This window comes from Novosphingobium silvae, from assembly GCF_009856825.1.
GTDB classification, from domain to species: Bacteria; Pseudomonadota; Alphaproteobacteria; order Sphingomonadales; family Sphingomonadaceae; genus Novosphingobium; species Novosphingobium silvae.
The window spans coordinates 156,976-181,994 of the sequence record NZ_WVTD01000001.1; the positions used below are offsets into that span (position 1 = coordinate 156,976).

23 protein-coding genes are annotated in these 25,019 nt (G+C 66.3%); 13 read left to right on the plus strand and 10 right to left on the minus strand.

The features are described 5' to 3' along the window. Positions 1-20: 20 nt before the first annotated feature. From GR702_RS00800 to GR702_RS00825, 6 genes are all read left to right on the plus strand, one after another. On the plus strand, positions 21-1,415 hold the full coding sequence (locus GR702_RS00800; protein ID WP_160984048.1) for a leucyl aminopeptidase family protein: 1,395 nt from the start codon (positions 21-23) through the stop codon (positions 1,413-1,415). 109 nt (positions 1,416-1,524) lie between these two features. Further along, a complete protein-coding gene (locus GR702_RS00805; RefSeq protein ID WP_160984049.1) occupies positions 1,525-1,833 on the plus strand; it encodes an SH3 domain-containing protein in 309 nt (102 codons plus the stop codon). After that, positions 1,833-2,756 (plus strand): N-acetyl-gamma-glutamyl-phosphate reductase, encoded by a 924-nt coding sequence (gene argC, locus GR702_RS00810; protein ID WP_160984050.1) that lies wholly within the window; start codon positions 1,833-1,835, stop codon positions 2,754-2,756. The genes GR702_RS00805 and argC overlap by 1 nt, the downstream gene beginning before the upstream one ends. A gap of 426 nt (positions 2,757-3,182) precedes the next feature. Continuing rightward, entirely contained in the window at positions 3,183-3,521 is a 339-nt protein-coding gene (locus tag GR702_RS00815; RefSeq protein ID WP_008832116.1) for a P-II family nitrogen regulator, read from the plus strand. A 116-nt stretch (positions 3,522-3,637) separates the two neighbouring features. After that, positions 3,638-5,047, plus strand: a complete 1,410-nt coding sequence (gene glnA, locus GR702_RS00820) for a type I glutamate--ammonia ligase (RefSeq protein ID WP_160984051.1) — start codon at positions 3,638-3,640, stop codon at positions 5,045-5,047. 310 nt (positions 5,048-5,357) lie between these two features. Further along, positions 5,358-5,990 (plus strand): lysozyme, encoded by a 633-nt coding sequence (locus GR702_RS00825; protein WP_160984052.1) that lies wholly within the window; start codon positions 5,358-5,360, stop codon positions 5,988-5,990. Between the two features lie 227 nt (positions 5,991-6,217). Here the strand turns inward: GR702_RS00825 and GR702_RS00830 are convergent, their stop codons facing one another. Then, on the minus strand, positions 6,218-7,054 hold the full coding sequence (locus GR702_RS00830; protein ID WP_160984053.1) for an arginyltransferase: 837 nt from the start codon (positions 7,052-7,054) through the stop codon (positions 6,218-6,220). Between the two features lie 279 nt (positions 7,055-7,333). Further along, positions 7,334-8,590 (minus strand): threonine ammonia-lyase, encoded by a 1,257-nt coding sequence (locus GR702_RS00835; protein ID WP_160984054.1) that lies wholly within the window; start codon positions 8,588-8,590, stop codon positions 7,334-7,336. A 149-nt stretch (positions 8,591-8,739) separates the two neighbouring features. Here GR702_RS00835 and GR702_RS00840 point away from each other — a divergent pair, with 149 nt between their 5' ends. Together GR702_RS00840 and GR702_RS00845 are read left to right on the plus strand one after the other, a co-directional pair. Further along, positions 8,740-9,660 carry an NAD(P)-dependent oxidoreductase gene (locus tag GR702_RS00840; RefSeq protein WP_160984055.1) on the plus strand — a complete coding sequence of 307 codons (921 nt, stop codon included), beginning with the start codon at positions 8,740-8,742 and terminating at the stop codon, positions 9,658-9,660. Then, complete coding sequence (locus GR702_RS00845) at positions 9,657-11,369, plus strand: amidohydrolase (RefSeq protein ID WP_419880278.1); 1,713 nt, start codon at positions 9,657-9,659, stop codon at positions 11,367-11,369. Before GR702_RS00840 ends, GR702_RS00845 begins: the two co-directional genes overlap by 4 nt. Before the next feature lie 126 nt (positions 11,370-11,495). Here GR702_RS00845 and tatC read toward each other — a convergent pair whose 3' ends face one another. From tatC to nagZ, 6 genes are all read right to left on the minus strand, one after another. Then, on the minus strand, positions 11,496-12,326 hold the full coding sequence (gene tatC / locus GR702_RS00850) for a twin-arginine translocase subunit TatC (RefSeq protein WP_160984056.1): 831 nt from the start codon (positions 12,324-12,326) through the stop codon (positions 11,496-11,498). A gap of 21 nt (positions 12,327-12,347) precedes the next feature. Next, the gene (gene tatB, locus GR702_RS00855) at positions 12,348-12,767 is read right to left on the minus strand and encodes a Sec-independent protein translocase protein TatB (protein WP_160984057.1); all 420 of its coding nucleotides are present in this window, start codon (positions 12,765-12,767) and stop codon (positions 12,348-12,350) included. Between the two features lie 19 nt (positions 12,768-12,786). After that, complete coding sequence (locus GR702_RS00860; RefSeq protein WP_160984058.1) at positions 12,787-13,041, minus strand: twin-arginine translocase TatA/TatE family subunit; 255 nt, start codon at positions 13,039-13,041, stop codon at positions 12,787-12,789. 110 nt (positions 13,042-13,151) lie between these two features. Beyond that, on the minus strand, positions 13,152-13,796 hold the full coding sequence (gene scpB / locus GR702_RS00865) for an SMC-Scp complex subunit ScpB (protein ID WP_160984059.1): 645 nt from the start codon (positions 13,794-13,796) through the stop codon (positions 13,152-13,154). After that, entirely contained in the window at positions 13,793-14,581 is a 789-nt protein-coding gene (locus GR702_RS00870; protein ID WP_160984060.1) for a segregation and condensation protein A, read from the minus strand. Before GR702_RS00870 ends, scpB begins: the two co-directional genes overlap by 4 nt. Before the next feature lie 3 nt (positions 14,582-14,584). Next, complete coding sequence (nagZ, locus tag GR702_RS00875) at positions 14,585-15,592, minus strand: beta-N-acetylhexosaminidase (RefSeq protein ID WP_160984061.1); 1,008 nt, start codon at positions 15,590-15,592, stop codon at positions 14,585-14,587. A 161-nt stretch (positions 15,593-15,753) separates the two neighbouring features. Between nagZ and GR702_RS00880 the strand changes: the two genes are divergently transcribed. After that, positions 15,754-16,155, plus strand: a complete 402-nt coding sequence (locus GR702_RS00880) for a metallopeptidase family protein (RefSeq protein WP_160984062.1) — start codon at positions 15,754-15,756, stop codon at positions 16,153-16,155. A 58-nt stretch (positions 16,156-16,213) separates the two neighbouring features. Next, positions 16,214-17,977, plus strand: coding sequence for a bifunctional metallophosphatase/5'-nucleotidase (locus GR702_RS00885; RefSeq protein WP_160984063.1), 1,764 nt, complete (start codon positions 16,214-16,216; stop codon positions 17,975-17,977). A gap of 28 nt (positions 17,978-18,005) precedes the next feature. Here the strand turns inward: GR702_RS00885 and GR702_RS00890 are convergent, their stop codons facing one another. Both GR702_RS00890 and lgt read right to left on the minus strand, forming a co-directional pair. Then, the gene (locus GR702_RS00890; RefSeq protein ID WP_160984064.1) at positions 18,006-19,070 is read right to left on the minus strand and encodes a class I SAM-dependent methyltransferase; all 1,065 of its coding nucleotides are present in this window, start codon (positions 19,068-19,070) and stop codon (positions 18,006-18,008) included. An 11-nt stretch (positions 19,071-19,081) separates the two neighbouring features. After that, positions 19,082-19,981 carry a prolipoprotein diacylglyceryl transferase gene (gene lgt, locus GR702_RS00895; protein WP_160984065.1) on the minus strand — a complete coding sequence of 300 codons (900 nt, stop codon included), beginning with the start codon at positions 19,979-19,981 and terminating at the stop codon, positions 19,082-19,084. Between the two features lie 222 nt (positions 19,982-20,203). On the opposite strand from lgt, the gene GR702_RS00900 reads away from it, so the two are divergent. The 3 genes from GR702_RS00900 (at position 20,204) to GR702_RS00910 (ending at position 25,010) form a co-directional block, all read left to right on the plus strand. Further along, complete coding sequence (locus GR702_RS00900; RefSeq protein WP_160984066.1) at positions 20,204-22,960, plus strand: [protein-PII] uridylyltransferase; 2,757 nt, start codon at positions 20,204-20,206, stop codon at positions 22,958-22,960. An 84-nt stretch (positions 22,961-23,044) separates the two neighbouring features. Next, a complete protein-coding gene (locus GR702_RS00905) occupies positions 23,045-24,208 on the plus strand; it encodes a patatin-like phospholipase family protein (protein ID WP_160984067.1) in 1,164 nt (387 codons plus the stop codon). 22 nt (positions 24,209-24,230) lie between these two features. Further along, a complete protein-coding gene (locus GR702_RS00910; protein WP_160984068.1) occupies positions 24,231-25,010 on the plus strand; it encodes a 3-hydroxybutyrate dehydrogenase in 780 nt (259 codons plus the stop codon). Positions 25,011-25,019 lie beyond the last annotated feature (9 nt).

Consider the following 25,019-nt stretch of genomic DNA (forward strand, 5'->3'; position numbering starts at 1 on the left):
GGAGGCTAGAGATTACGCGCATGAGCGACAAGAACGCATTGATCCAGCCCGATCGCGGCCAGAAGGCCGTTTCCCTTCATCTCGTCGACAAGGACGGACTGGAGAAATTCCTGACGGGGCTGAGCGTTCCCCAGCGCGCGGCGATCGCCGCAAACCGCTTCACCGCTGCCGCCAACGACCTTGCCGTGATCCCGGACGGCGACGGCTGGGCAGCCGTACTGGGGGTCGCGAATGCGGCCGCGCTTTCGACCTGGTGCATGGCGAAGCTGGCCGAAAAGCTTCCTGCGGGCACTTATCGCCGCGTGGGGGGCGAGCCTGGTCCAGCGGTCCTGGGCTGGATCCTGGGCCAGTACAGCTTCGACCGCTACCTTTCCGAGCCGGAGGAGGAAGGCCCGCGCATTCTCCTCAGCGGAGAGCCGGCAACGATCGATGCCTTCACCGCCGAAGCGGAAGCGGTCATGCTGGTGCGCGATCTCGTGAACACGCCGGCTGAGGACATGGGGCCGGGCCAGCTGGAAGCGGAGGCCGAAGCGCTCCACAAGGCTTATCGCGCGGAAATCCGCGTCACGCGCGGCGACATGCTCGAACGCGAGTTTCCCATGGTTCATGCCGTGGGCAGGGCTGCGGGCCGCTCCCACGCGCCGCGCCTGATCGAGCTGGAGTGGGGCGACCCGTCGCATCCGCGCGTGGCGATCGTGGGCAAGGGGGTATGCTTCGATTCGGGCGGGCTGGACGTGAAGCCCTCGGCGGGCATGCTGCTCATGAAGAAGGACATGGGCGGCGCGGCTCATGCGCTGGCACTCGCCCGCCTCGTCATGGCCGCGAACCTTCCGGTGCGCCTGCACGTGCTGATCCCGGCGGTAGAGAACGCGATCTCGGGCAATTCCTTCCGCCCGGGCGACGTCCTGCGCAGCCGTGCCGGCATTTCGGTCGAGATCGGCAACACCGATGCCGAAGGCCGCCTCATCCTGGGCGATGCGCTTACCCGCGCGGGCGAAGGCGCAGACGGCACGAGGCCCGAACTGGTGATCGACTTCGCGACCCTGACCGGCGCTGCGCGCGTGGCCGTGGGCCCCGATCTTCCCGCCCTTTTCGCTCGCGACGACGCCACCGCCGAAGCGCTGCTCGCCGCCGGCAGGGCAGCCGACGATCCCTGCTGGCGCCTGCCGCTCCACGAAGGGTACCGCGAATACCTGAAGTCCGAAGTGGCGGACATCAACAACGCGGGATCCAGCGGCTTTGCAGGGGCGAGCACGGCCGCCCTGTTCCTCGACCGTTTTCTCCCGGCCGACATCGACTGGGCCCACTTCGACACTTTCGCGTGGCGCCCTGCGGCAAGGCCCGGTCGGCCCAAGGGCGGGGAGGCTCTGGGACTGCGCGCGGCCTGGCACATGCTTCGCGGCCGCTATGCCTGACCTTGCGGTAGCGCCGCGCTTCCGCTAGGCGCGCGCATCCTTGGCTCTTGGAGACGCACCGACGTTGGCACCTGTGGATTCGCATACCCGCCCTCCCCGGACCGAAGGCATGCTTGCCATGACCGGCCCGAGCGTGCGCGCGGATCCCGGCTGCCTTCCCGTCCGCGGCGACCTTGCCCATATTAAGCTGGCGGGCCGCTACTTCGTGCCGCACTATGCCGTTCCCATGCCTCACGCCCTCGCCGAAGACGCGGTGCTGCGCAGCTTCGGGCGTGACGATGCGGATGTGCTAGCGCAGCTTCCGGCAGGCGCGACTTTCAACGTCCTCGACATCGCCGGACAATGGGCCTGGGGCCAGCTGGGCGAGGACGGGCAGGTCGGCTACGTCGCGCTCGGCCAACTGGTGGCACTGGACTGATGGCGCACACGCTCTTCATCGACGGCGCGGCCGGAACCACCGGTCTCGAGATCGCCGAACGCCTGGCGGGCCGCGCCGAGTTCGACCTGATCGTCCTCGATGACGAGCGCCGCAAGGACGATGCAGCGCGAAGTGAAGCGCTGAACGATGCCGACTTCGTGATCCTCTGCCTGCCCGACGATGCCGCACGATCGGCCGTCGGCATGATCGCCAACGATCGCACACGCGTGATCGATGCATCCTCGGCCTTCCGCACCGCACCCGACTGGGCCTACGGTTTCCCCGAAGTGACCGGGCGCGACACGATCGCATCAGCCATGCGGGTCAGCAACCCGGGATGCTATCCCACCGGCTTCATCGCTCTCGTCGCTCCGCTGGTGCGGGCGGGGCTGCTGCCCGCCGACTGGCCTTATGTCTGCCATGCCGTCTCGGGCTATTCAGGCGGCGGCAAGGCCCTGATCGCCCGCTTCGAAGCGGATGCCGACATCGCCTTTCGCGCCTACGGCCTCGCGCTTGGCCACAAGCACGTGCCTGAGATGCAGGCCCATGCAGGGCTCGTCCATGCGCCGGTCTTCGCGCCTGCGGTGGTCCCTGCCCATCGCGGGATGCTGGTCGAAGTGCCGCTGCATCTCTCGATGATGCCTGCCGCCGGATCGGCGGACACCCTTCGCGAAACGCTCGCGACCTTCTACGCCGACAGCCCGGTGGTAAACGTCGTGGGCGATACGCCCGACGAGCTGCTGCTGCGGGGCTCAGCACAGCCGGTGGACACCCTCACCCTGCGCGTGTTCGGCGCAGCCGACGGCAGCCAGGCTCGCCTCGTCGCCATGCTCGACAACCTGGGCAAGGGGGCAAGCGGCGCAGCCGTGCAGAACCTCAACATCATGGCCGGACTGGACGAAGCCGCGGGCCTTCGCCTCTGACCTTCACGGGCAGGCTTCGTCCCGCCCGCCCGATGCAATGTTGCTGAAGCGGAGAGCGTGGCCTCCAAGACCCGCGCTTTCGCACATCACTCAACACTGTCCCGGCATAGCGCGCTACCGACCTGTCGAAGCGCGGCTTTTTCGCATGTGCCGCACACAGGCCCGCATCGTTGCACAATTTTAGGGCACGCGCTGCCTCAATGTTGAACAGAACTTGCCCGCCAGGCAGGTGCGACATTGCAACAGGACATTATGGGACTGGGCAAATGGTGCGATTCCGGGCTTTCCGCGGGTGCACACTTCGCCTACCACTGCCCCAACCGCATTGGCACGATTCTTGATGGAATTCGCGCGCGAGGCAACTGGCTCCCGGACCGGTACCCTCTTGATGACAGTCCGGGTGCAAGTGCAGGGGTCCAGGCAAGCGTGAAGAAGATCGAAGCCATCATCAAGCCGTTCAAGCTCGACGAAGTGAAGGAAGCCCTCCACGAAGTGGGCGTCTCGGGCATCACCGTCACCGAGGCCAAGGGCTTCGGGCGCCAGAAGGGCCACACCGAACTCTATCGCGGCGCCGAATATGTCGTCGACTTCCTGCCCAAGGTGAAGCTCGAGGTCGTCGTTCCCGACGCGCTCGCCGAACGCGTAGTCGAAGCCATAGCGGACGCGGCGCAGACCGGTCGCATCGGCGACGGCAAGATCTTCGTCGTACCGGTCGAAACGGCCGTGCGCATCCGCACCGGCGAGCGCGACGACGACGCTCTCTGAACCCGGCTACGGCCGGCATGGGAAGCGCGCAGGGCATGGGGGCCGGCGCGCGTCCGCAACAAGACCAACCCTATCCTCTTTCGGGATCGGAAGAGTAACGCTGGAGAACCAAGAAGATGGCTAGTGCAAAGGACGTCCTGCAGAAGATCAAGGACGAGGAGATCGAATGGGTCGATCTTCGCTTCACCGACCCGAAGGGCAAGTGGCAGCACCTGACCATGGTTTCGTCGGTCCTGGGCGAAGACGAGCTGGAAGACGGCCTCATGTTCGACGGCTCGTCGATCGAGGGCTGGAAGGCCATCAACGAGTCGGACATGATCCTCAAGCCCGACCTCGACGCCGTCTACACCGATCCGTTCTCGGCTACTCCGATGCTGATCCTGTTCTGCGACATCGTCGAGCCCTCGACCGGTGAACTTTACGGCCGCGACCCGCGCTCCACCGCGAAGCGCGCGGAATCGTTCGTCCGTTCGGCCGGCTTCGGCGATACCGTCTACGTCGGCCCCGAAGCCGAATTCTTCATGTTCGACGACGTGAAGTTCTATGACGGCTACGACGGCAACGGCTTCAAGATCGACGACATCGAACTGCCGACCAACTCGAACAAGGACTACGATGTGGGCAACCTCGCTCACCGTCCGCGTGCAAAGGGCGGCTACTTCCCGGTCGCGCCGGTCGACTCGGCTGTCGACATCCGCGCCGAGATGGTCTCGACCATGATCGAGATGGGCCTGCCCTGCGACAAGCACCACCACGAGGTCGCCTCCGCCCAGCACGAACTGGGCCTGACCTTCGGCAAGCTCGTCACCACCGCCGACCGCATGCAGATCTACAAGTACGTCGTGCACATGGTCGCGCAGGCCTATGGCAAGACGGCCACGTTCATGCCCAAACCGATCATGAAGGACAACGGATCGGGCATGCACACGCATATCTCGATCTGGAACGAGGGCGAGAACACCTTCGCGGGCAACGGCTACGCCGGGCTTTCGGAGACCTGCCTCTACTTCATCGGCGGCGTCATCAAGCACGCCAAGGCCCTGAACGCCTTCACAAACCCTACCACCAACAGCTACAAGCGCCTGGTCCCGGGTTACGAAGCGCCGGTTCTGCTCGCCTACTCGGCGCGCAACCGCTCGGCCTCCTGCCGCATCCCCTACGGTGCGGGCACCAAGGCGAAGCGCGTGGAATTCCGCTTCCCCGACGCGATGGCCAACCCGTACCTGTGCTATGCCTCGCTCCTGATGGCCGGCCTCGACGGCATCAAGAACAAGATCCATCCGGGCGAAGCGATGGACAAGAACCTGTACGACCTGCCGCCGGCCGAACTGGCCGAAGTGCCGACCGTCTGCGGTTCGCTGCGTGAAGCGCTGGACGCGCTGCAGGCCGACCACGCATTCCTTCTGGAAGGCGGCGTGTTCACCGCAGACCAGATCGAATCCTACCTCGAGCTCAAGTGGCCGGAAGTGCTGCGTTGGGAAACCACGCCGTCGGCCGTCGAGTTCGACATGTACTACAGCGCCTGATCCGATCGGCGCTGGCGAGTTCCGCCAGCTAGGCAGTTCGCCGAGTGGGGCGTCCGGAGAGATCCGGGCGCCCTTTCTCGTTGGCGCCCGCCGCAGGCCCAGCCATGACAAATCCCGATAGCTCGCGACAGGTGAGAACAACCGTCTTTCCTACAGTGCCGGCGCAGAGTTACACGATGCGCGTCCCCGCAAATCGTGGACCAGTAGACGGCGGCCACAAAGGTCTCCTTTCCGAGACTGTCCGGCCTTCCATGGCGATTTCGATTGCACGCGATCTTGCGCGCATCTTCTGCATCGAAAGGGCATGATCATGAATCGCAAGCCAATATTCGACGCGGTCCGCAAGCTGTTGGGCCGCAGCTTCACGCAAGACGAGGTGGAGGCGCTGGACGAGGCGATAGACATGGCGACCGGCGGTCTCTCCGCAAGCCTCGCCCCCGAGTCGCCGACCGGCTCCGCTACTTCCCCGGCAGTGACCGGCCGAACTCTAGGAAAGGCCGGAGCCGACCTCATCAAGAAGTGGGAAGGCTGTGCCAAACGCCTCGCGAACGGAAACTTCACCGCCTATGCGGACCCGGGCAGCATCGATGGCGAGCCCTGGACCATAGGTTGGGGCTCCACCGGGCCGGACGTGACGAGGGGCGTCATCTTCACGCAGGCGCAGTGCGACGAGCGGTTCGACCAGGATATCCTGCACTATGTGGAGGCGGTGGACGACTTTCTCGGCACTTCCGCGACGACGCAGAACCAATTCGATGCGCTCGTCTCGTTTCACTACAACACCGGCCAGATCCGTAAGTCCACGCTGGCGAAGCTGCACAAGAAGGGCGACTTCGAAGGGGCCGAAAAGGAATTCGCGAGGTGGATCTTCAATGACGGCAAGCCGATGAACGGCCTGAAGAACCGGCGGGCGGAGGAAGCGGAACTCTATTCCGCCCGGTGATCGCGGGCAGCACCGGGGTCATACATACCTGCACCACAGGAGGCTGGGCACGCCGCATCGCTCGGTCGTCGCGCGGCAGGCGCACCATTTCGCGGATTGCCGGATGCTGAAGCTTTGCGTCGCGTTCGTCGGCTTGCGCTTGCCGACAGCGGCTTGAACCAGCGTTGGAACCGGAGTGAAGACCTGAAAACCCTCGGGCAGAGCGCGCCGGCTGCGCCCGGCAGCCATCACCCCTTGGAGATGTTTCCCATTCCGTCCTTGGGCCCGGCCGCATCCTCGCGACTGCGGGGATTGGAGACGGCTTCGGCGATCAGGCGGTCCTGCTCGGCCGTATCGATGCGTTCCCAGCCCGCACGGCCGAGCTTTTCCATGGGCCGGTAACGTACCTTGTACTGCATGCGCGGCGACCCCTCGACCCAGTAGCCAAGGTAGACATAGGCAAGGCCCATCTCCCTGGCGCGGCGGATGTGGTCGAGGATGATGTAGTTGCCCAGCCCCTGACGGCCTTCGTGATCGGGGTCGTAGAACGAGTAGATCATCGACAGCCCGTCGCACTGCCGGTCGGTCAGGCAGGCACCGACAAGGCGACCGGGCTTGACGCCGTCCGGCGACGGCTCCCGATATTCCACGACGTAGCTGGTGACGGGCGTATGCTCCACCATGTCGGCGAAATCGACCTCGTCCATCGTGGTCATGCCCCCTTCGGGGTGCCGCACGGACAGGTAGCGCTGGAGCAGTTCGAACTGCTCGCTGGTGGACCATGGCCGGCAAACGGTGGCGACGAGATCGCCGTGCGCCTTGAGCGTGCGCTTCTGGGTGCCCGAGGGAGTGAACTCCCCGGTCACTACGCGCACGGAGACACAGGCGTTGCAGTCGATACAGGAAGGACGATAGGCGACGGTCTGGCTGCGGCGAAAGCCGATACGCCCCAGCGCATCGTTCAGCGAATCGGCGTGAGGCCCCTTCAGCTCGGTGAAGACCTTCCGCTCGCTGCGGCCCGGAAGATACGGACACGGCGCGGGGCTCGTCACGAAGAATCGGGGGAATCTTACCGGAGCCGTCACCGAACTGGGTCTTCCTCTTGCGTTGTGGCCGGCGCTGTGTCCGTCTCTTCCCGAAATATGCCTGCCGCCGCAGAATGTTGCGAGTCATTTAACCGCAGGAACCGAGCCGCCTGAGGCGAAATCCCGCCGTACCGGTGGCAACACGGCATGATCGTCCCGCATCGGGGCGAACGGCACGCGGAACCTTACGGAACCGCCGTTCCCGCGCAAGAGCTAAATCGAACGGGCGTTATCGGTTCCCGGCAGGCCATGAGCGCCTACCCTTGAAGCCGCAGCGCTTCACTCGGTTTCGACGAGCTTCACCTCGTAGCCTTCGCGGCGCAGAGCGGACACGAGCGCTTCCAGTTGCTGCTTGTCGCGCGCCTCGCACTCGATCTCGGTGACAAGGCCCTTGGCGGGAAGATGGGTGAAGATGCGCTGGTGGAAGACCTCGATGATGTTCACGTTATGCTCGTGGAACACCTTGGCCACCTTGAACAAGGCTCCCGCGCGGTCTTGAAGGCCGATCCTCAGCCGGGCAAGGCGGCCGGAGCGGGCGAGGTCGCGCAGCAGGACGTTCGCAAGCAGGCGGGTGTCGATGTTTCCGCCCGAAAGCACCATGCCCACCCGGCGGCCTGCGAACAGCTCCCGGTTGTTGAGCACCGCTGCAAGACCCGTGGCGCCCGCGCCTTCCACCAGCGTCTTCTCGATCTGCAGCAGGAGGCAGAGCGCGCTTTCGATCGCCGGCTCGCTTACCAGCAGGAACTCGTCGAGAAGCGGGCGCAGCACCTTGGACGTCATCAGGCCTGGCGCAATCACCGCGATGCCCTCGGCCAGAGTGTCGCCGCCGATCGGCAGGTTGGTCCCCTTCAGCAGGTTGTACATCGAAGGGTAGAGCTGCGCCTCCACGCCGACGAGGCGGATCGCCGGATTGATGTCGCGCGCGATGGTGCCCATGCCGGACGAGAGCCCGCCGCCGCCCACCGGAAGCACCAGCGTGTCGAGATCCGGCACATCCTCGAGCATCTCCAGCCCGACGGTCCCCTGCCCCGCGGCGACGTGAGGATCATCGAAGGGGTGGACGAAGGTCAGCCCCAGCTCCACCTCCAGCTTGCGCGCGTGGGCATAGGCTTCGTCGAAGCTCTCGCCCTCGAGCACGACTTTCCCGCCCACGCTCTCGGTCTGCATGACCTTCACGGTGGGCGTGGTCTTGGGCATGACGATCGTCACCGGAACGCCCAGGCGCGTGCCGTGGTAGCTGAGCCCCTGCGCATGGTTGCCCGCCGAAGCCGCGATGACCCCGCGCGACTTGCGGTCCTCCGGCAACTGCAGCAGGGCATTGAGAGCGCCCCGTTCCTTGTAGGCGGCGGTGAACTGCAGGTTCTCGAACTTCAGGTAGATCTCGGCACCGGTGATCGCGCTCAGCGTGGCGCTGTATTCGGTAGGCGTGCGCACGACCTTGCCCGCAATCCGCTCTGCCGCCGCGCGAACATCGGCTGCGGTCAGGGGCGCGTCGACGAGGGCCCCGGGTGCGGTGCTGAGCAAAGTCTGGTCCATTGGGCGCGACTAAAGGAAACGGCGGCAAAATGAAAGCAAGCTTCGGCCCGGTTCCGCATGGTCGGCATTCCCACCGAATCCGCTGCCGCCAACACATGAAACGGCCGCTGACCGGTTTGCTTTTGGACAAAACGCGCTAGAACGCCTCCATGAGCGAAAGCACCGCAGCAAGCAGCATAGAGCGCCGCAAGGTGTCGATGATCGGTCTCGGCACGATGGGCGGCGCGATCGCCCGGCACATAGGAGAGGCCGGCCACGAACTGACGATCTACAACCGCACGCCCGAGCGCGCGCGCAAGTGGAGCGCACAGAACCCGGGCCTTGCCCATCGCATCGCCGCCAACCCTGCACACGCGGCGCAGGATGCCGACATCGTGATCACCTGCGTGGGCAACGACGACGACCTTGCCGATGTCGTCCTTGGGCCCAACGGCGTCTTCCGAATGCTGAAACGCGGCGGCGTGTTCATCGATCACACCACCGTGTCGGCCCGCATCGCGCGCCAGATCTCGGTTGAGGCGCGCGACCTCAAGATTCACTGCGTCGATGCTCCCATGACGGGCTCGCAGATCGGTGCGGAGAAAGGCACGCTCACCCTGATGTGCGGCGGGCGCGACGATGCGATCGAAGCGGCGCGGCCCATCATGGAGGCCTATTCCAGCCGCATCGTCCACGTCGGCAAGCCGGGTTCGGGGCAGATCGCCAAGATGGCCAACCAGATCTGCATCGCCGGGAACGTCGCCGCCCTGGCCGAGGCGGTTCGCTTCGCCCAGGCCTCCCACCTCGACATGGCAAAGGTTTACGAGGCGATTTCCGGCGGCGCTGCCCAGTCGTGGCAGATGGACAATCGCTGGACATCGATGGACGCGGACGAATTCGATTTCGGTTTCGCCATCGACTGGATGCGCAAGGACCTCGGGCTCAGCCTTGAGGAAGGGCGCGGCCTTGGGGTGTCCCTGCCGGTCGCGGCCCTTGTCGATCAGTTCTTTTCCGAAATACAGGCGCAGGGCGGCGGCAGGCTCGACACGAGCGCGATCATCAAGCGACTCCCCAAGAAGGGCAAGAAGTGAAGCATCCTACAGGAGCAGCCCTCGCGCTGCTCGCCGGAACCGCCTTGGCGGCTTCCCTCACCGCGTCCCCCGCCTTCGCAGACGTGCTTGTCGACAACGTCGATGGCATCTCTCCCGATGGAAAGGGCGGCATCGAGCGCTTCCAGGGTTTCCTGATCGCCCCTGACGGCCGCGTCACGCAGGTCTACCACAAGGGCGACAAGCGGCCGAAGAAGGTCGAGTATCAGGTCGATGGCAAGGGCCGGGTGCTGGTTCCCGGCATGATCGACGCGCACGGCCACGTCATGGACACGGGCTTCGCGCGGATGACGCTGGACCTTTCCACCGCCCGCTCGCTGGACGAGGCGCTTTCGCGCGTGGCGGCGTGGGCGGCTGCGCACCCCGACGCGCCCTGGATCCTGGGCGGAGGCTGGAACCAGGCCCAGTGGGGGATGGATCGCATGCCCACCGCTGCCGAACTCGATGAAGTGACCGGGGGCAAGCCCGCATGGCTCACCCGGATCGACGGCCATGCGGGCTGGGCGAACAGCGCCGCGCTCGCGGCCGCAGGGGTCACTGCTTCCACCGCCGATCCGAAAGGCGGCGAGATCGTGCGGGCGAGCGGTTCAAAGGCACCTGCGGGCGTCTTCATCGATGCGGCGACGGCGCTCGTCCAGGCCAGACTCCCTCGCGTGCGTCCCGAGGACCGGGATACCGCCCTTGGCGAGGCGCAGCTTGCCTTGCTGGCACAGGGCGTCACCACCGTGGCCGACATGGGCACCACGATCGAGGACTGGCAGACCTACCGCCGCGCCGCCGACGACGGAGAGCTTCGCGTGCGCATCGTCTCCTATGCGGGCGGGATCGACGCGATGAGCCTCATCGGCGGCCCGGGCCCTTCGCCCTGGCTCTATGACGACCGGCTGAAGATGAACGGCGTCAAGCTGTACCTCGATGGTGCGCTGGGATCACGCGGAGCATGGCTGAAGGCGCCCTATGCCGATGATCCCAAATCCTCGGGCCTGCCGCAGATGGGTCAGACGCAGCTTGGCAACCTGATGAGCCGCGCGGCAATGGACAACTTCCAGATCGCCGTCCACGCCATCGGCGATGCCGCGAATGCCGCCGTGCTGGGGGCGATCGAAGACCTTTCGGCCACCTACAAGGGCGACCGGCGCTGGCGCATCGAGCATGCGCAGGTGGTCGATCCCGCCGACATCGCGCGCTTCGCCCGCAATGGCGTGATCGCCTCGATGCAGCCGCAGCACGAGGCTTCCGACCGCACCATGGCTGAGGCGCGGCTGGGGCAAAGCCGGCTGGCAGGCGCCTACGCCTGGAAGTCTATCGCGGCGGCGGGAGCGACTTTGGCCTTCGGTTCGGACACGCCCGTGGAGCCTGCACGCCCCTTCGAAGGTCTGGCCGTGGCGATCACCCGCCAGGGCGCGGACGGGCAACCCGCAGGCGGCTGGCAAGCGCAAGAGGCCCTGACCCGCGAGGCGGCGCTGGCCGCCTACACCACTGGAGCGGCCTATTCGCTTTTCGCGGAGAACCGGCTCGGTCGGATCGCAAAAGGGTTCCGCGCAGACTTCCTGTTCGTGGACCAGGACCCGATGACCGCCGATGCGCCGGCCTTGCGGCAGACGCGGGTGCTTGAAACGTGGATCGGCGGCAAACTCGCATGGTCCGCCGCGCAGGATGGTGGCAAGGCCGGAGTTCGGCGAGAGAAATAGCTCGCAGGCTTCGGCGGGTGTCTGCCATCCTGTCGCGAAGAGATTGCCCGGTATCGCTCGGGAGGGAAGCGGTTGTGGCAGGGCGCCGTGGTAGCCCTCGCCTGGGAGCCGAGCGCGCGCCTTATCCTACTCGGCGGCGGCGCGGCCCGCCGCTTCGGCTTCCTTCTGGATCGCCCTTTCTTCCGCCGCACGCTCCCGTGCGTCGCGGCGCTCGGTGAACCACATGACGACCAGCGTGCCCTCGAAAAGCATGAGCAGCGGTATCGCCAGCAGCAGCTGCGAGATCACGTCCGGCGGCGTCGCCACCGCGGCGATGATGAACACGCCCACGATCGCGTAGCGCCGCGCCGCCACGCACTGCTGGCGCGTGACGATGCCCGCCCGGTTGAGCAACATCAGCAACACCGGCAGCAGGAAGCTGATGCCGAAGGCGAGGATGAACTGCATGACGAGCGCCAGGTAGTCGCCGGTGCCGGGCAGCGCCTCGAGCTTCAGGCCACCTTTCTGCCCCTCGAAGCCGAGGAAGAAGTGGAATGCCGTGGGCATGACCACGTAGTAGGCCAGTGCCGCGCCCATGGTGAAAAGCACCGGCGTCGCGACAAGGAAAGGCAGGAACGCCTTCTTTTCCTTCGCGTAGAGCCCCGGGGCGATGAAGGCCCAGAGCTGGTTGGCGATCACCGGAAAGCTGACGAAGAAGGCCGCGAACATGGCGATCTTCACTTCCACGAAGAAGGCTTCGTAGAGCTTGGTGTAGATCAGCCTGCCCTCTCCCGGCGGAAAGGCTTCGGTCAACGGGCGGACAAGGAACGAGAAAATGTCGCCCGAGAAATAGAAGCACACCGCGAAGGCCGCCGCGAAGGCCAGGAACGCACGCAGCAGCCGGCCACGCAGCTCGACCAGGTGATCGAGCAGGGGAGCCTGGGTGTCGTCGATGTCGGCTATGCGGAAGGGCTGCATGGCGGGTTTCTCAAGCTGGCATCAGGGCGGGGGCGGCGGTAGCTGCAGTTCGGCCTGCCGGTTCTCGGCCCGGGCGTCTCCGGCCGCTGCCCCTTCCGTTTCGGGCGTGGACGTAGCCGGGGGCGAGGACGCGGGCGTGGGCACAGTCTGGGACGAAGCCGTCGGTGCCTGCATGTCCTCCGCAGTAGGGTTCATGGAAGGCAGCTGCGGGCTGGCCTTCATGATGGCCTCGTTCTGCTCGCGCCACTTGCGTTCCATTTCCTCCAGCTCGGCCTCGCGCACCATGGCGTCGAGACCGGCCCTGAAATGGTTCGATACCTTGCGCATCTTGCCGATCCACCGACCGGCGGTGCGCAGCGCCATGGGCATGTCCTTGGGGCCGATGACGACGACCGCCACGACCACGATCATCAGCAGTTCGGAAGCGCCGATGTCGAACATCGCCTGTCAGGCCCTTCGCTCAGACCTGCTCGTTCTTGGTCTCGGTCGCGCTCGGCGCGGCGACCGGATCGACCTTGGTGGCGGAAATCTGCGCGGGCGGCACGACCGGCTTGTCGGCATCGGCCTTGCGGGCCTCTTCCTCGTTCATGCCTTGCTTGAAGCTCTTGATGCCCTTGCCGAAGTCACCCATGATTTCCGACACGCGGCCGCGTCCGAACAGCACGAGCACGATCACGAGAACGATCATCCAGTGCCAGATCGAGAAGCTACCCATAACCTCAACTCCAAAAGGACAGTCGATTCCGACCATCGTCGCGCGCTCATCTAGGCGCTTTGTCGGTAAGTTGCCAGCCCGTCATGGTTCTGACCCGTGGCCGTCACCGTTCAGTCAGGATCATCCTCGATCGCCAGGAAACCGGGCTTTTCGTTCCCGCTCCGGGGAGCACCGAGACCAGCCCCGATCATGTCCTCATCCACCGGGTCGAGCAAGCCCGCCGCGCGCAATTCGTCGATGCCCGGCAGTTCCCGGCGCGAGGCGAGGCCGAAATGGTCGAGGAAGGCAGGAGTCGTCGCGTAGATCACCGGCCGGCCCGGCACTTCCCTGCGCCCTGCGACACGCACCCATCCCGCCTCCAGGAGCACGTCAAGCGTGCCCTTGGCGGTCTGCACGCCGCGAATCGCCTCGATCTCGGCGCGGCTGACCGGCTCGTGGTAAGCCACGATCGCAAGCACCTCGGTCGCTGCACGGCTGAGGCGGCGAAGCTCCTCCTTCTCCCGCCGCAGCAGGTGGGCAAGGTCGGGAGCCGTTTCGAAATGCCAGCGTCCGCCGCGCTGGACGAGCCGGATGCCGCGCGGTTCGTAGTCTCGCTCAAGCTCGGCGAGGGTGGCGCGAACGCCGTCCCCCCCGCTTTCGCCAAGGCCGAGGTGAAGCGCGATCTGGTCGGCGGTGAGCGGCTGCTCGCTCGCGAACAGCGTCGCCTCGATGGCGCGGGAAACATCATCGGGCGTGTGCGGTTGCGCAGTGGTCATGGCTTGGGCGCCCTGAGCCGCACCGGCCCGAATGTCTCCTCCTGCACGATCTCGGCGCGGCCGGTGCGGGCGAGTTCAAGCGCCGCGACGAAGCTGGACGCCAGTGCGGAGCGGCGCAGGCGCGGATCGGCCCAGCCGTCATGGGCGGGCGGAAGGAAGTCGCGAAGGTCCATCCAGTCGATCGCGACGCCCAGCATCGAGGACACCCGGCTGATCGCGCTGTCCAAGGTCATCACCATGCGTTCGCGTACCATGTGGACCACCGGCTCTGACCGCATCCTCACGTCGCCATAGGCGCGCACGAGATCCAGCCATTCGCACCGCCATGACGACTTGCGCTCGATGCGCAGTCCCTCGGGGGCGCCGCGCAGGAAAACGTCACGGCCCAGCCGGTCGCGCGCCATCAGCCGCGCCGCGGCCTCCCGCATCGCCCCAAGGCGCTGGAGGCGAAGCTGCAGGCGAAGCGCCATCTCTTCGGGGCTCGGATCCTCGGCCTCGTCGCGAGGCAGCAGCAGCGCGGATTTCAGATACGCAAGCCATGCCGCCATGACCAGGTAGTCGGCCGCCAGTTCCAGCCGCAGCGCCTCGGCCTCCTCGATATAGGTGAGGTATGCGTCCACCAGCTGGAGGATGGAAATGACCCGCAAGTCCACCTTCTGCCGCCGGGCAAGGTCGAGAAGCAGGTCGAGCGGGCCTTCCCACCCCTCTATCTCGAGGTAGAGCTTGTCGTCCCTGGCCCCGGTGCGATCCTCGACCTCCCACTCGTCATCAAACAGGGTGGCCATTCGTCACGCAAGCGCCAGCAGCGCATCGCGGCGGGCGAGCAGTTGAGCGTTGTCGAACGCGGCGGGCATTGCGGCGCCGACGGAAAGCGCGCGGTCGAGCCGTGCCCGGGCCTGGTCGGTGATGGCGGGAAGGACCTGCGCGATGCCGATCATGTCGTCCATCTTCGCCCAGCAGTTGAGCGCGAGATCGCAGCCGGCCGCGACCGCGCCCGCCGCCCGCTCGGGCACGGAACCCGAAAGCGCCTCCATGTCGAGGTCATCGCTCATCAGCAGTCCGTCGAAGCCGATGCTTCCCCGGATCACATCACCGATGACGGTGGGCGACAGCGTGCACGGGTTCTGATTATCCCACGCGGAATAGAGCACGTGCGCCGTCATGCCGATCGCGGCACCGGCGAGCGCCCGGAACGGCGCGAGGTCGAGTTCAAGTTCCTCTGCCGAGGCGGCGACGGTCGGCAGTTCCTTGTGGCTGTCCGCCATGGCGCGGCCATGGCCGGGCATGTGCTTGATGCACCCCGCGATCCCTGCGCGCGCGAAGCCGTCGAGGATGGCGCGGCCAAGCGCGGCGACGCGCATCGGCTCGGATCCGAGCGCACGGTCGCCTATCACGTCGTGGGCGCCGGGCTGCCTTACGTCGAGCGAGGGGTGAAGGTCGACGGTGATCCCGCCTTCGGCAAGGTCGAGGCCGAGCGCGTGGGCGTTGAGGCGGGCGGCCTCGATCGCGCTGGCGGGGGCCATGTCGTATAGACGGTCGAACACCTCGCCCGGCGGGTATTTCGGCCAGACGGGCGGCTTCATCCGCGCCACGCGGCCGCCTTCCTGGTCCACGCAGATCAGCAGGCGTTCACGCCCGTGGATCGAGCGAAGGTCGTCGGTCAGCGCGCGAACCTGTTCGCGGCTCTGCGCGTTGCGCCCGAACAGGACATAGCCGGCCGGGTCGGCATCGCGGAAGAAGGCGCGCTCGTCATCGGTGAGGGTCAGGCCGGAAAGGCCGAATATCGCCGGGGTCATGCCTGGTTTGGTCGCAGAAACCGGAGCGCTCCGCAAGGAAGCGAGGGCAGCGGGATGTGGATGGACAAACGCGGGCACCGTCAGGCATAACGCAGCGCCCTGCGGGCATCTGCAGGCGCGGTGCTCGACATCTGGCGCGGAACGGTGCCACAATCGCCTCCATGACACGCTCGTTCGGACCTCCCCCCTCCCCTGCGGATTTCGAGGCGCTCGCCCAGGCGGCCTTTGCGCGCATCCCCGAGCCTTTCGCCCGGCATCTGGACGGGATCACCGTCCACATCGAGGAGTTCGCCGACGAGGAAACCCTGCGGGACATGGAGATCGAGGATCCCTTCGAACTCACCGGCCTTTACCACGGTCGTTCGATGGATTCCGATTCGGTCTGGGTCTCGGGAGAGTTCCCCCCGCGCATCACTCTCTATCGCCAGCCCCTGCTCGCAGAATGGTGCGAGAGCGCTGTGGGGCTGGAGGATCTCGTGACCCATGTCGTCATCCACGAGGTCGGCCATCACTTCGGCCTCTCCGACGAGGCCATGCATGCGCTGGAAGACCAGGCGCGCTGACGGCCGCGTCGCAAATTGGTCCTTTGAACGTCATGCTTGCGTGGGATAGAGCGCGGCCATGACTCTCATTCACGTTCGGGCCCTCCCACTCCTCGCCTTTTCCCTGCTTGCCGCTTGCGCCGCCCCCCAGGCGGGCCGCAACACGGCAGCGCCCGCCGCGCCTTCGGGTCCGGTGGAAGTGGGCATCGTAGCGATCAACGACTTTCACGGCGCGCTCGAGCCGCCCCGGCAGGCCGTCCTGGTGAAGCAGCCCGACGGCTCGATGCTGTCGGTCCCGGCGGGAGGAGGCGCGTGGCTCGCTTCCGCGGTCGATTCGATCAAGGCCCGCCACGCCAATACCGTCGTCGTGGCGGCGGGCGACCTCACCAGCGCCTCGCAGCTGGCTTCCTCGCTCTACCTCGACGAGCCGTCGGTGGGCGTGCTCAACCGCATCGGCGTGGAATTCAACGCGGTCGGCAACCACGAGTTCGATCGCGGCTGGAAGGAACTCCAGCGCCTGCAGAACGGCGGCTGCGAAAAGACCGGACGGCTCCAGCCATGCCAGCTCGAGCAGTTCACCGGAGCACGGTACAAGTACCTGGCGGCCAGCACGTTCAAGGCGGATGGCAGCACACTGTTTCCGGCGACCGGCCTCAAGAGCTTCGGCGAGGGCGCGGACAAGGTGACGGTCGGCTTCATCGGTCTTTCGCTCAAGTCGGTGCCCACGCTGGTGTCGCCCACCCAGATTGCCGGACTGACCTTTGGTGACGAGGCAGAGGCCATCAACAAGGCCGTGCCGGTGCTCCGGGCGGCAGGAGCCGATGCGGTCGTCGTGCTCATCCACCAGGGCGGCAAGACGCCCGCCGGCGACCCCAACGGCTGTGCCGATTTCGCCGGCGACATCACGCCCATCCTCGACCGCCTGTCGCCCGGCGTCGATGTCGTGGTCTCGGGCCATACGCACTGGTCCTATGTCTGCAACTACCAACCGGCCGGCACCGGCGCGCCGATCCTGCTGACGAGCGCGGGCGTCTACGGTGAACTCGTCACCGACATCACGCTGAAGATCGATCCGGCCAGCCACCGCGTCGTTTCCTCGGCCGCCCACAACGTCATCGTCCAGTCCGAGCCCTTCACGTCGAGCCGGGGGGATGTCGCGACGACCGACGCCTTCCCGCCCTTCGCGCCTCGCGCCGATGTTGCCGCCTACGTCAAGCGCTACAAGGACGCCTCACTCTCGCTCGTGGCGCGGCCCGTCGGGCGGATCGCCGGAAGCGCATCCAAGGCCGATGGCGAGGAGTCGGGCACGGGCGGCTCTCTGGGCAACCTGATCGCCGACGGGCAGCTTGCGGCCACACGGTCGGCCGGTGCGCAGATCTCGTTCACCAATCCCTTCGGCATCCGCGCTTCGCTGGTTCCGGCCGCCGACGGCAGCGTGACTTTCGGCCAGCTCTATGCGGTGCAGCCCTTCAACAACGAACTGGTGACGATGACCCTCACGGGCGCTCAGCTGCGGGCCGTCATCGAGGAGGGCCTTGATGACAATGGCCCCAAGCAGGTCCTCTCGCCCTCCGCGGGGACCGCCTTTACCTACGACATGTCCAGGCCATCGGGCGCGCGTATCGTGTCGCTGACGCTGGACGGCAAGCCCGTGCTCGCCACAGGCACGTACAGGGTGAGCGTGGTCAACTTCCTCGCCGAAGGGGGTGACGGCTATTCCACTTTCGCAAAGGGCACCGATCGCACTCGCGGCGCGATCGACATCGATGCGCTGGAAGACTGGATCAAGGCCGCTCCGGTGCGTCAGGTGCCGCAGGAAACCCGCACCTCAAAGGTGAAGTAGGACGGAGGGAGCGCCGCCCTTCTATCGATTAGAAACCCGCACCGAGCGGCCATTCCGGTGCGGCAAGGCCCATGACCTTGAACAAGTTCCCCATCTGGTCATCCTCGACCAGCCGGTCCCGGGCCGCTTCGATCGCCGGCGATTGCTGCGGGGCCGCTGCCGCCAGCTGGGCCGCGCGCATATCGATGCCGAGCGCGCGCAGGAATGCGCCCTGCCCTACCGTGCCCAGGTGACGCGCCCCGCCCGCGGCGGCCACTTCGGCCATCGTGGCGAAATCGACCAGGCAGGTGAGATCCGCCTCTCCCGGCAGCGCGAAAGGATCCACCTTGGTGTGATCCTTGAGCGCCTGTAGCGTCGAGCCCGACCGGGGCTCGGCATAGCCGTAGTCGATCAGCAGAGCCGCGCCTCCCTGCCCGGCCAGCCGGCGAGCGATCTCGTCGACGGCGGCGGCTGCACCCGGGCACGTCTCGATCAGGGTCTGGTCGGGCGCCTGCAGCAGGTGTTCCGGAACCGCGGCATCCATCGGCTTGTCGCCGGCAACCGGCAGTAACCGGCCCTCGCCGTCCTGACCTACCTGCCAGTCGACCATCCGCTCGCGCCAGCCTTCAGGCGTCTTCACCAGCTGGCGGACAGGCAGGGCATCCAGAAATTCGTTGGCGACGATCAGCAGCGGGGCATCCGTGGGCAGCGTCGCGAGATCGTCATGCCACTGAGCCTCGGGCACGGCGCCGCGTTGCAGAGCGCGCAGCGCGGCCGACCCTTCCACGAAGTGGACATGCGGTGCCAGCCCCTGCCGCTTCATCGCCCGCAGCGCATCGCGTGCCAGCGTACCCCGGCCGGGACCAAGTTCCACATAGTGCACCGGCACGGGACGCCCGGCGCGCACCCAGATGTCGACCAGCCAGAGGCCGATCAGCTCGCCGAACATCTGGCTGATCTCGGGCGCGGTGATGAAGTCGCCGCCGCTGCCGAGCGGATCCTTGCCCGCGTAGTAGCGCGCATTCGATTCGCCCATGTAGTGCTGCAGCGTGATGGGCCCGAACCGGGCAATCAGGCGCTGGAACACGGAGCCGAGCGAGTCGCTCTCTGCCATGCGCCCGTTCCTCAGGTGATCTCGATCGGGCGCCGCGTAGAGAGCGCCGGGCGCGACAGGGCGCGTGCGATCAGGAACAGGCCGAGGAGGATGAGCGGAATGGTGAGCCACTGCCCCATCGACAGTCCCGTCGCCTCGGCGAACTGCGACAGCTGCTTGTCGGGCTCGCGGTAGAATTCCACGGTGAAGCGGGCCGCGGCGATGCCGGCGGTGAATACGCCGACGAGCAGGCCCGGGCGGAAGCGGGCACGCGTCTTCCAGAACAGCACCAGCATGATGACGATCATCGCCAGTCCTTCGAGGCCGGCTTCGTAAAGCTGGCTCGGGTGCCGTGGCAACTGGTCGGGCGCGTCGGGGAAGACCATGGCCCAGGGCACATAGCCGGAAACCACCCGGCCCCACAGCTCGCCGTTCACGAAGTTGGCAAGGCGACCGAACAGCATGCCGAAAGGCACGCAGACCGCGATGTAGTCCGCCACCCGAACGAAGTTCAGCTTGTTGCGCCACGCCACCCATGCCAGCGCCAGCAGCACGCCGATGAGGCCGCCGTGGAAGCTCATGCCCCCGTGCCAGAGCTTGAACAGCTCGGACGGCTGGGTCCACAGGCTGGGGATGTTGGAGCTGCCGCCCGTGTAGAAGGTGGCATAGCCCAGCCTTCCCCCCAGGATGATGCCGATCGTGCAGTAGAAGAACAGGTCGTCGGCATGGCGCTGCGCGAGCGGCGCGCCGGGTGCCTTGATCATGCGCGTCAGGTGCCAATAGCCCAGCACGATACCCGCCAGGTAGGCGAGCGAATACCAGCGCAGTTCGAAGCTGCCGATGCGGAACAGGTAGTTCTTGAGGCCCAGGTTGACCCAGTAGATGGGCTCGTGCGCCTCTGCCGCGGCTGCGGCGAGCAGTGTCAGGGACAAGTCTTGGACCTCGCGTGCTTCATGTCCGGGCGCTCTGGGCGGGGCGCCTTGAATGGCCGGCCTTCTGGCATAGGCCGCCACGCGATGGTAGCCGGCAATTCGAATCGGCAGGGATAATCGGCCGATCGCCTGGTCGCGGAGCGGGGAGCCTCGCGAATATCCGCAGCCTGCGCGGCACCTGCCGTCTTTCCCTTCGCCGTCCCAGCCCCTAGATGCTGAGGCATGAGCAGCAGCGTGATCCGCATCCCCTCTCCCCGTTCCGTGATCGACCGGCGCGACCTCGTCGAGCGGATCGAGGCGACCGTTGCCGAGCATGGCGGCGTCAAGGGCCGCAAGGTGATCGTCGAGCTGCTGCGCACGGCGCTGGAGAACGGCCGGGCCGAGATCGCCCGCCGGCTCATCGGCAAGCCCTCCGCAGGCCACGAGGTGGCCGAGGCGCAGGCGTTCCTGATCGACCAGCTGATCCGCGTGATCCATGACCACGTCGTCGCCAACGTCTACCCTGCCAGCAACCGCTCCAAGGGCGAGCGGCTGACGATCATGGCGGTGGGCGGCTATGGCCGGGGCGAGATGGCGCCCCATTCCGATGTCGACATCGCCTTCCTCACGCCCATCAAGCAGACGCCCTGGTGCGAGCAGGTCATCGAGGCGATGCTTTACTTCATGTGGGACCTGTCGCTGAAGGTCGGCCATTCCAGCCGCTCGCTGGACGACATGGTGCGCATGTCGAAGTCGGACCTGACGATCCGCACCGCGATGCTGGAGGGCCGCTACGTCTGGGGCGACCAGGACCTGTTCGAGGAAGCGCGCACCCGTTTCTTTCGCGACGTCGTCTCGGGCACCGAGCGGCAGTTCGTGGTCGAGAAGCTGACCGAGCGCGAGGAGCGCCACAAGCGCATGGGCGACAGCCGCTATGTGGTCGAACCGAACATCAAGGAAGGAAAGGGGGGCCTGCGCGACCTCCACACGCTCTACTGGATCGGCAAGTACATCCACAAGGTCCGCTCGCCCGCCGAGCTGGTGGACGTGGGCCTGCTCACTCACAAGGAATACCGCTCGTTTCGCCGCGCCGAGAACTTCTTCTGGGCGGTGCGCTGCCACCTTCACACCATCACCCGCCGCGCCGAGGATCGCCTGACCTTCGACATGCAGCGCGAGGTGGCGGCCCGCATGAACTACTCCGACCGCCCCGGGAAAAGCGCGGTCGAACGGTTCATGCAGATGTTCTTCCTGCAGGCGAAAGTGGTCGGCAACCTGACCGGCGTCTTCCTCGCCCAGCTGGACGACCAGTTCGCCAAGCGCCAGCCGCGCGGCCTGCTGGCCGGCTTCCGCGCCAAGGAGCGCATCGTGAAGGGCTACAAGGTGTTCGGCGGCCGCGTACGCGCGCCCTCGGACGACTGGTTCGCCCGCGATCCGGTGCGCATGCTCGAGATCTTCGTGCTGGCCGACCGCGAGCGGCTGGAGATCCATCCCGAAACGCTGCGCCTGATCTCCCGCGATGCCGCGCTGATTCGCGACGAGGTGCGGATGGACCGGCGCGCCAACGAGCTGTTCATGGAGCTGCTCACCAGCCGCAACAATCCCGAGGTGGCGCTGCGCAGCTTCAACGAAGCGGGGGTCTTCGGCCGTTTCGTGACCGAGTTCGGCCGCGTGAACGCGCAGATGCAGTTCGACATGTACCACCACTACACGGTGGACGAGCATACCATCCGCGCCATCGGCCTTGTCGCCCGCATCGAGAAGGGCGAGCTGAAGGACGACCACCCGCTCGCGCACGAGGTGATCCACAAGCTCCGCTCGCGCCGGGCGCTCTACGTGGCAACGCTGCTTCACGACATTGCCAAGGGCCGCAAGGGCGATCACTCCATCCTTGGCGCGGAAATCGCGCTGAAGCTGTGTCCGCGCTTCGGGCTGGACGAGGAGGAAACCGAGCTCGTCTCATGGCTGGTGCGCCATCACCTGCTGCTTTCGGCCACGGCGATGAAGCGCGACTTGTCGGACGGCAAGACCATCGCCGACTTCGTCGAGGTCGTTCAGTCCGTCGATCGCCTGCGCCAGCTGACGGTGCTGACCATCGTCGATATCCGGGCGGTGGGCCCGGGTACGTGGAACTCATGGAAGCGCCAGCTCATCGCCACGCTTTACGGCGCCGCGGAAGAGCGCCTCCGCCTCGGCCATGCAGAGTTCGGACGTCCCAAGCGGGTGGAAGCGAAGAAGGCAGCCGTGGCGGCGCTGGGGGGCGAGTACCCGGGCCTGATCGACAGGATCGGAGCGGCCATGGGCGATGCCTACTGGATCGCCGAACCCGAGGACGTGATCGCGCGCAACCTCGTGCAGCTCGTGGCCAGCGCGAACGAGCCGCTCTCGATCTCGACCGAGTACTACCCCGCGCGCGGCGCCACGCTGGTGACGGTGATCGCGTCCGACCACCCGGGACTGTTCTATCGGATCGCCGGCGGCATCCACCTGGCGGGCGGCAACATCATCGACGCGCGCATTCACACGACGCGCTCTGGACGCGCGGTGGACAATTTCCTCGTGCAGGATCCCCTTGGTCGCCCGTTCATGGAGGCGAGCCAGCTCGAACGCCTCGGCACGTCGATCGAGAGCGCGCTCGCCAACCGCATCAGGATCCTGCCCCAGCTTGTCGCCAAGCCGGACGCGCGCCCCCGGGCCGACGCCTTCGAGGTGCGCCCGCGCGTGCTGTTCGACAACAAGGCATCCAACCGCTTCACCGTCGTCGAAGTCAACGCCCGCGACAAGCCTGCGCTGCTCAACCGGCTGGCCCATGCGCTGTTCGAATCGAAGCTAATGGTCCATTCCGCCCATATCGCCACTTACGGCGAACGCGCGGCGGACACTTTCTACGTGACCGACCTCCTGGGCGAAAAGCTCACCGCGCCGCAACGGCTGAAGGCGGTGGAGCGCCGGCTGCTGGAAGCCGCCACCGAATCGATCGCAGCCGAGGCGGCCGCCTGAAAGCAGGCCGTGGGTGAAAACAGGAGTTGAAACGGCGTCCGGATCGTCCCACCTGTTGCACTGCAACAAAACGGGGCAGAACATTTGACCCAGAGTTCTTCCGTCACCCGCTCGCACCCCTCGTCCAACCTTCGGCCGCAGACCGTCCTCGTCCTGCAGGGCGGCGGCGCGCTTGGCGCCTATCAGGCCGGCGTCTACGAGGCTCTCGCCGAAGACGATGCCCAGCCCGACTGGGTTGCCGGCATTTCGATCGGCGCCATCAATGCGGCCATCATAGCCGGTAACGCTCCGCAGGACCGCGTCGCCGCGCTGCGAAAGTTCTGGCGGCAGGTCTCCTCCGAACTTCTCTACCGGCTCGACGAGCCGCTCGGCTTCGCGCGCCGCACCTTCAACGAGGCCTCGGCACAGTGGGTGGCGGCGTTCGGCGCGCCCGGCTTCTTCACCCCGCGCATCCCTCTTCCGCTGCCCGAATGGCCTGCGGAACTCGGGCGGCTCAGCTATTACGACACCACGCCCTTGCGCAACACGCTGCTCGACCTCGTCGATTTCGACCGGCTCAACCGCACGGACCTGCGCTTCAGCGTGGGCGCGGTGAACATGCTGAACGGCAACTTCGCCTATTTCGACAACACCGAGCGGACCATCCGACCCGAGCACATCATGGCAAGCGGCGCACTGCCGCCCGGTTTCCCGCCGGTGGAGATCGACGGAGAATGGTACTGGGACGGCGGGCTCGTCTCGAACACTCCGCTCCAGTACGTGCTCGACAACCGTCCCTCCTGCGAGATGACGGTGTACCAGGTGGACCTGTTCTCATCGCGCGGGATCGTGCCGCGCACGATGGCCGACGTCGCCCAGCGCGAAAAGGACATTCGTTTCTCCAGCCGCACGCGTCTGGGGACCGACCAGTCGAAGAAGCTCCAGCAGATGTGCGCCGCGGCCAAGCGGCTGGCCCAGCGGCTTCCACCCGAATTCCAGGACGATCCGGACCTTGCCCGCCTGCTCGATTGCCGGCCTGCGGGCGCGGTGGCGGTCATGCACCTCATCAATCGTCCCGACGACTACGAGACCAACTCCAAGGACTACGAGTTCTCGCGCATGACGATAGACGAGCACTGGGCCGCCGGCCGTGCCGACGCGCACCGCTCGCTGGTCCATCCCGACTGGCTGGAGCGCAATCTCAAGCCCGACGAGATCGTCACCTTCGATCTGGCGGGCGTGCACCCGGAAAAGCCGCTGAGTGCCTGACGAACAAGATGGGAGTAGCTGCATGAAACTTCACGACAAGGTCTGCATCGTCACCGGCGCCGCCAGCGGGATCGGCAACGCCATCGCTCACAAGTATGCCGGGGAAGGCGGCAGGATCGTCATCGCCGATCTCAACCTGGAGGCTGCGCAGAAGGCTGCCGACGATATAGGCGCTCAAGGCGGCAAGGCGATGGCCGTGGCCATGGACGTGACCAGCGAGGAGCAGGTCAACGAAGGCGTCGCCAAGGCGGTCGAGGCATGGGGCACGGTTGACGTGCTGGTCTCCAACGCGGGCATCCAGATCGTCAACCCGGTCGAGAGCTTCGCCTATGCCGACTGGAAGAAGATGCTGGCGATCCACCTCGACGGCGCGTTCCTCACGTCGAAGGCAGTGCTGCCGCACATGTACGCGCAAGGATCGGGCGCGGTGATCTTCATGGGCTCGGTCCATTCCAAGGAGGCAAGCCCGCTCAAAAGCGCCTATGTCACCGCGAAGCACGGCCTGCTCGGCCTCAGCCGCGTGATCGCCAAGGAAGGCGGCAAGAAGGGCGTGCGCACCAATGTGATCTGTCCCGGCTTCGTGCGGACCCCGCTGGTGGACAAGCAGATCCCCGAACAAGCGAGGGAACTCGGTATTTCCGAGCAGGACGTGGTCAAGAAGGTGATGCTCGGCCAGACGGTCGATGGCGAATTCACCACCGTGGACGACATCGCGGAAGTCGCCCTGTTCTTCGCGGCCTTCCAGACCAATGCGCTGACCGGCCAGTCCCTGGTGGCAAGCCACGGCTGGTTCATGGAGTGACGAAAGAAA

Bases quoted from the DNA above. Each gene is read 5' to 3' on its own strand.
- GR702_RS00800 (WP_160984048.1), top strand. From the start codon at position 21: ATGAGCGACAAGAACGCATTGATCCAGCCCGATCGCGGCCAGAAGGCC.
- GR702_RS00805 (WP_160984049.1), top strand. From the start codon at position 1,525: ATGCTTGCCATGACCGGCCCGAGCGTGCGCGCGGATCCCGGCTGCCTT.
- argC (WP_160984050.1), top strand. From the start codon at position 1,833: ATGGCGCACACGCTCTTCATCGACGGCGCGGCCGGAACCACCGGTCTC.
- glnA (WP_160984051.1), top strand. From the start codon at position 3,638: ATGGCTAGTGCAAAGGACGTCCTGCAGAAGATCAAGGACGAGGAGATC.
- GR702_RS00825 (WP_160984052.1), top strand. From the start codon at position 5,358: ATGAATCGCAAGCCAATATTCGACGCGGTCCGCAAGCTGTTGGGCCGC.
- GR702_RS00835 (WP_160984054.1), bottom strand. From the start codon at position 8,590: ATGGACCAGACTTTGCTCAGCACCGCACCCGGGGCCCTCGTCGACGCG.
- GR702_RS00840 (WP_160984055.1), top strand. From the start codon at position 8,740: ATGAGCGAAAGCACCGCAGCAAGCAGCATAGAGCGCCGCAAGGTGTCG.
- tatC (WP_160984056.1), bottom strand. From the start codon at position 12,326: ATGCAGCCCTTCCGCATAGCCGACATCGACGACACCCAGGCTCCCCTG.
- tatB (WP_160984057.1), bottom strand. From the start codon at position 12,767: ATGTTCGACATCGGCGCTTCCGAACTGCTGATGATCGTGGTCGTGGCG.
- GR702_RS00860 (WP_160984058.1), bottom strand. From the start codon at position 13,041: ATGGGTAGCTTCTCGATCTGGCACTGGATGATCGTTCTCGTGATCGTG.
- scpB (WP_160984059.1), bottom strand. From the start codon at position 13,796: ATGACCACTGCGCAACCGCACACGCCCGATGATGTTTCCCGCGCCATC.
- GR702_RS00870 (WP_160984060.1), bottom strand. From the start codon at position 14,581: ATGGCCACCCTGTTTGATGACGAGTGGGAGGTCGAGGATCGCACCGGG.
- nagZ (WP_160984061.1), bottom strand. From the start codon at position 15,592: ATGACCCCGGCGATATTCGGCCTTTCCGGCCTGACCCTCACCGATGAC.
- GR702_RS00880 (WP_160984062.1), top strand. From the start codon at position 15,754: ATGACACGCTCGTTCGGACCTCCCCCCTCCCCTGCGGATTTCGAGGCG.
- GR702_RS00885 (WP_160984063.1), top strand. From the start codon at position 16,214: ATGACTCTCATTCACGTTCGGGCCCTCCCACTCCTCGCCTTTTCCCTG.
- GR702_RS00890 (WP_160984064.1), bottom strand. From the start codon at position 19,070: ATGGCAGAGAGCGACTCGCTCGGCTCCGTGTTCCAGCGCCTGATTGCC.
- GR702_RS00900 (WP_160984066.1), top strand. From the start codon at position 20,204: ATGAGCAGCAGCGTGATCCGCATCCCCTCTCCCCGTTCCGTGATCGAC.
- GR702_RS00910 (WP_160984068.1), top strand. From the start codon at position 24,231: ATGAAACTTCACGACAAGGTCTGCATCGTCACCGGCGCCGCCAGCGGG.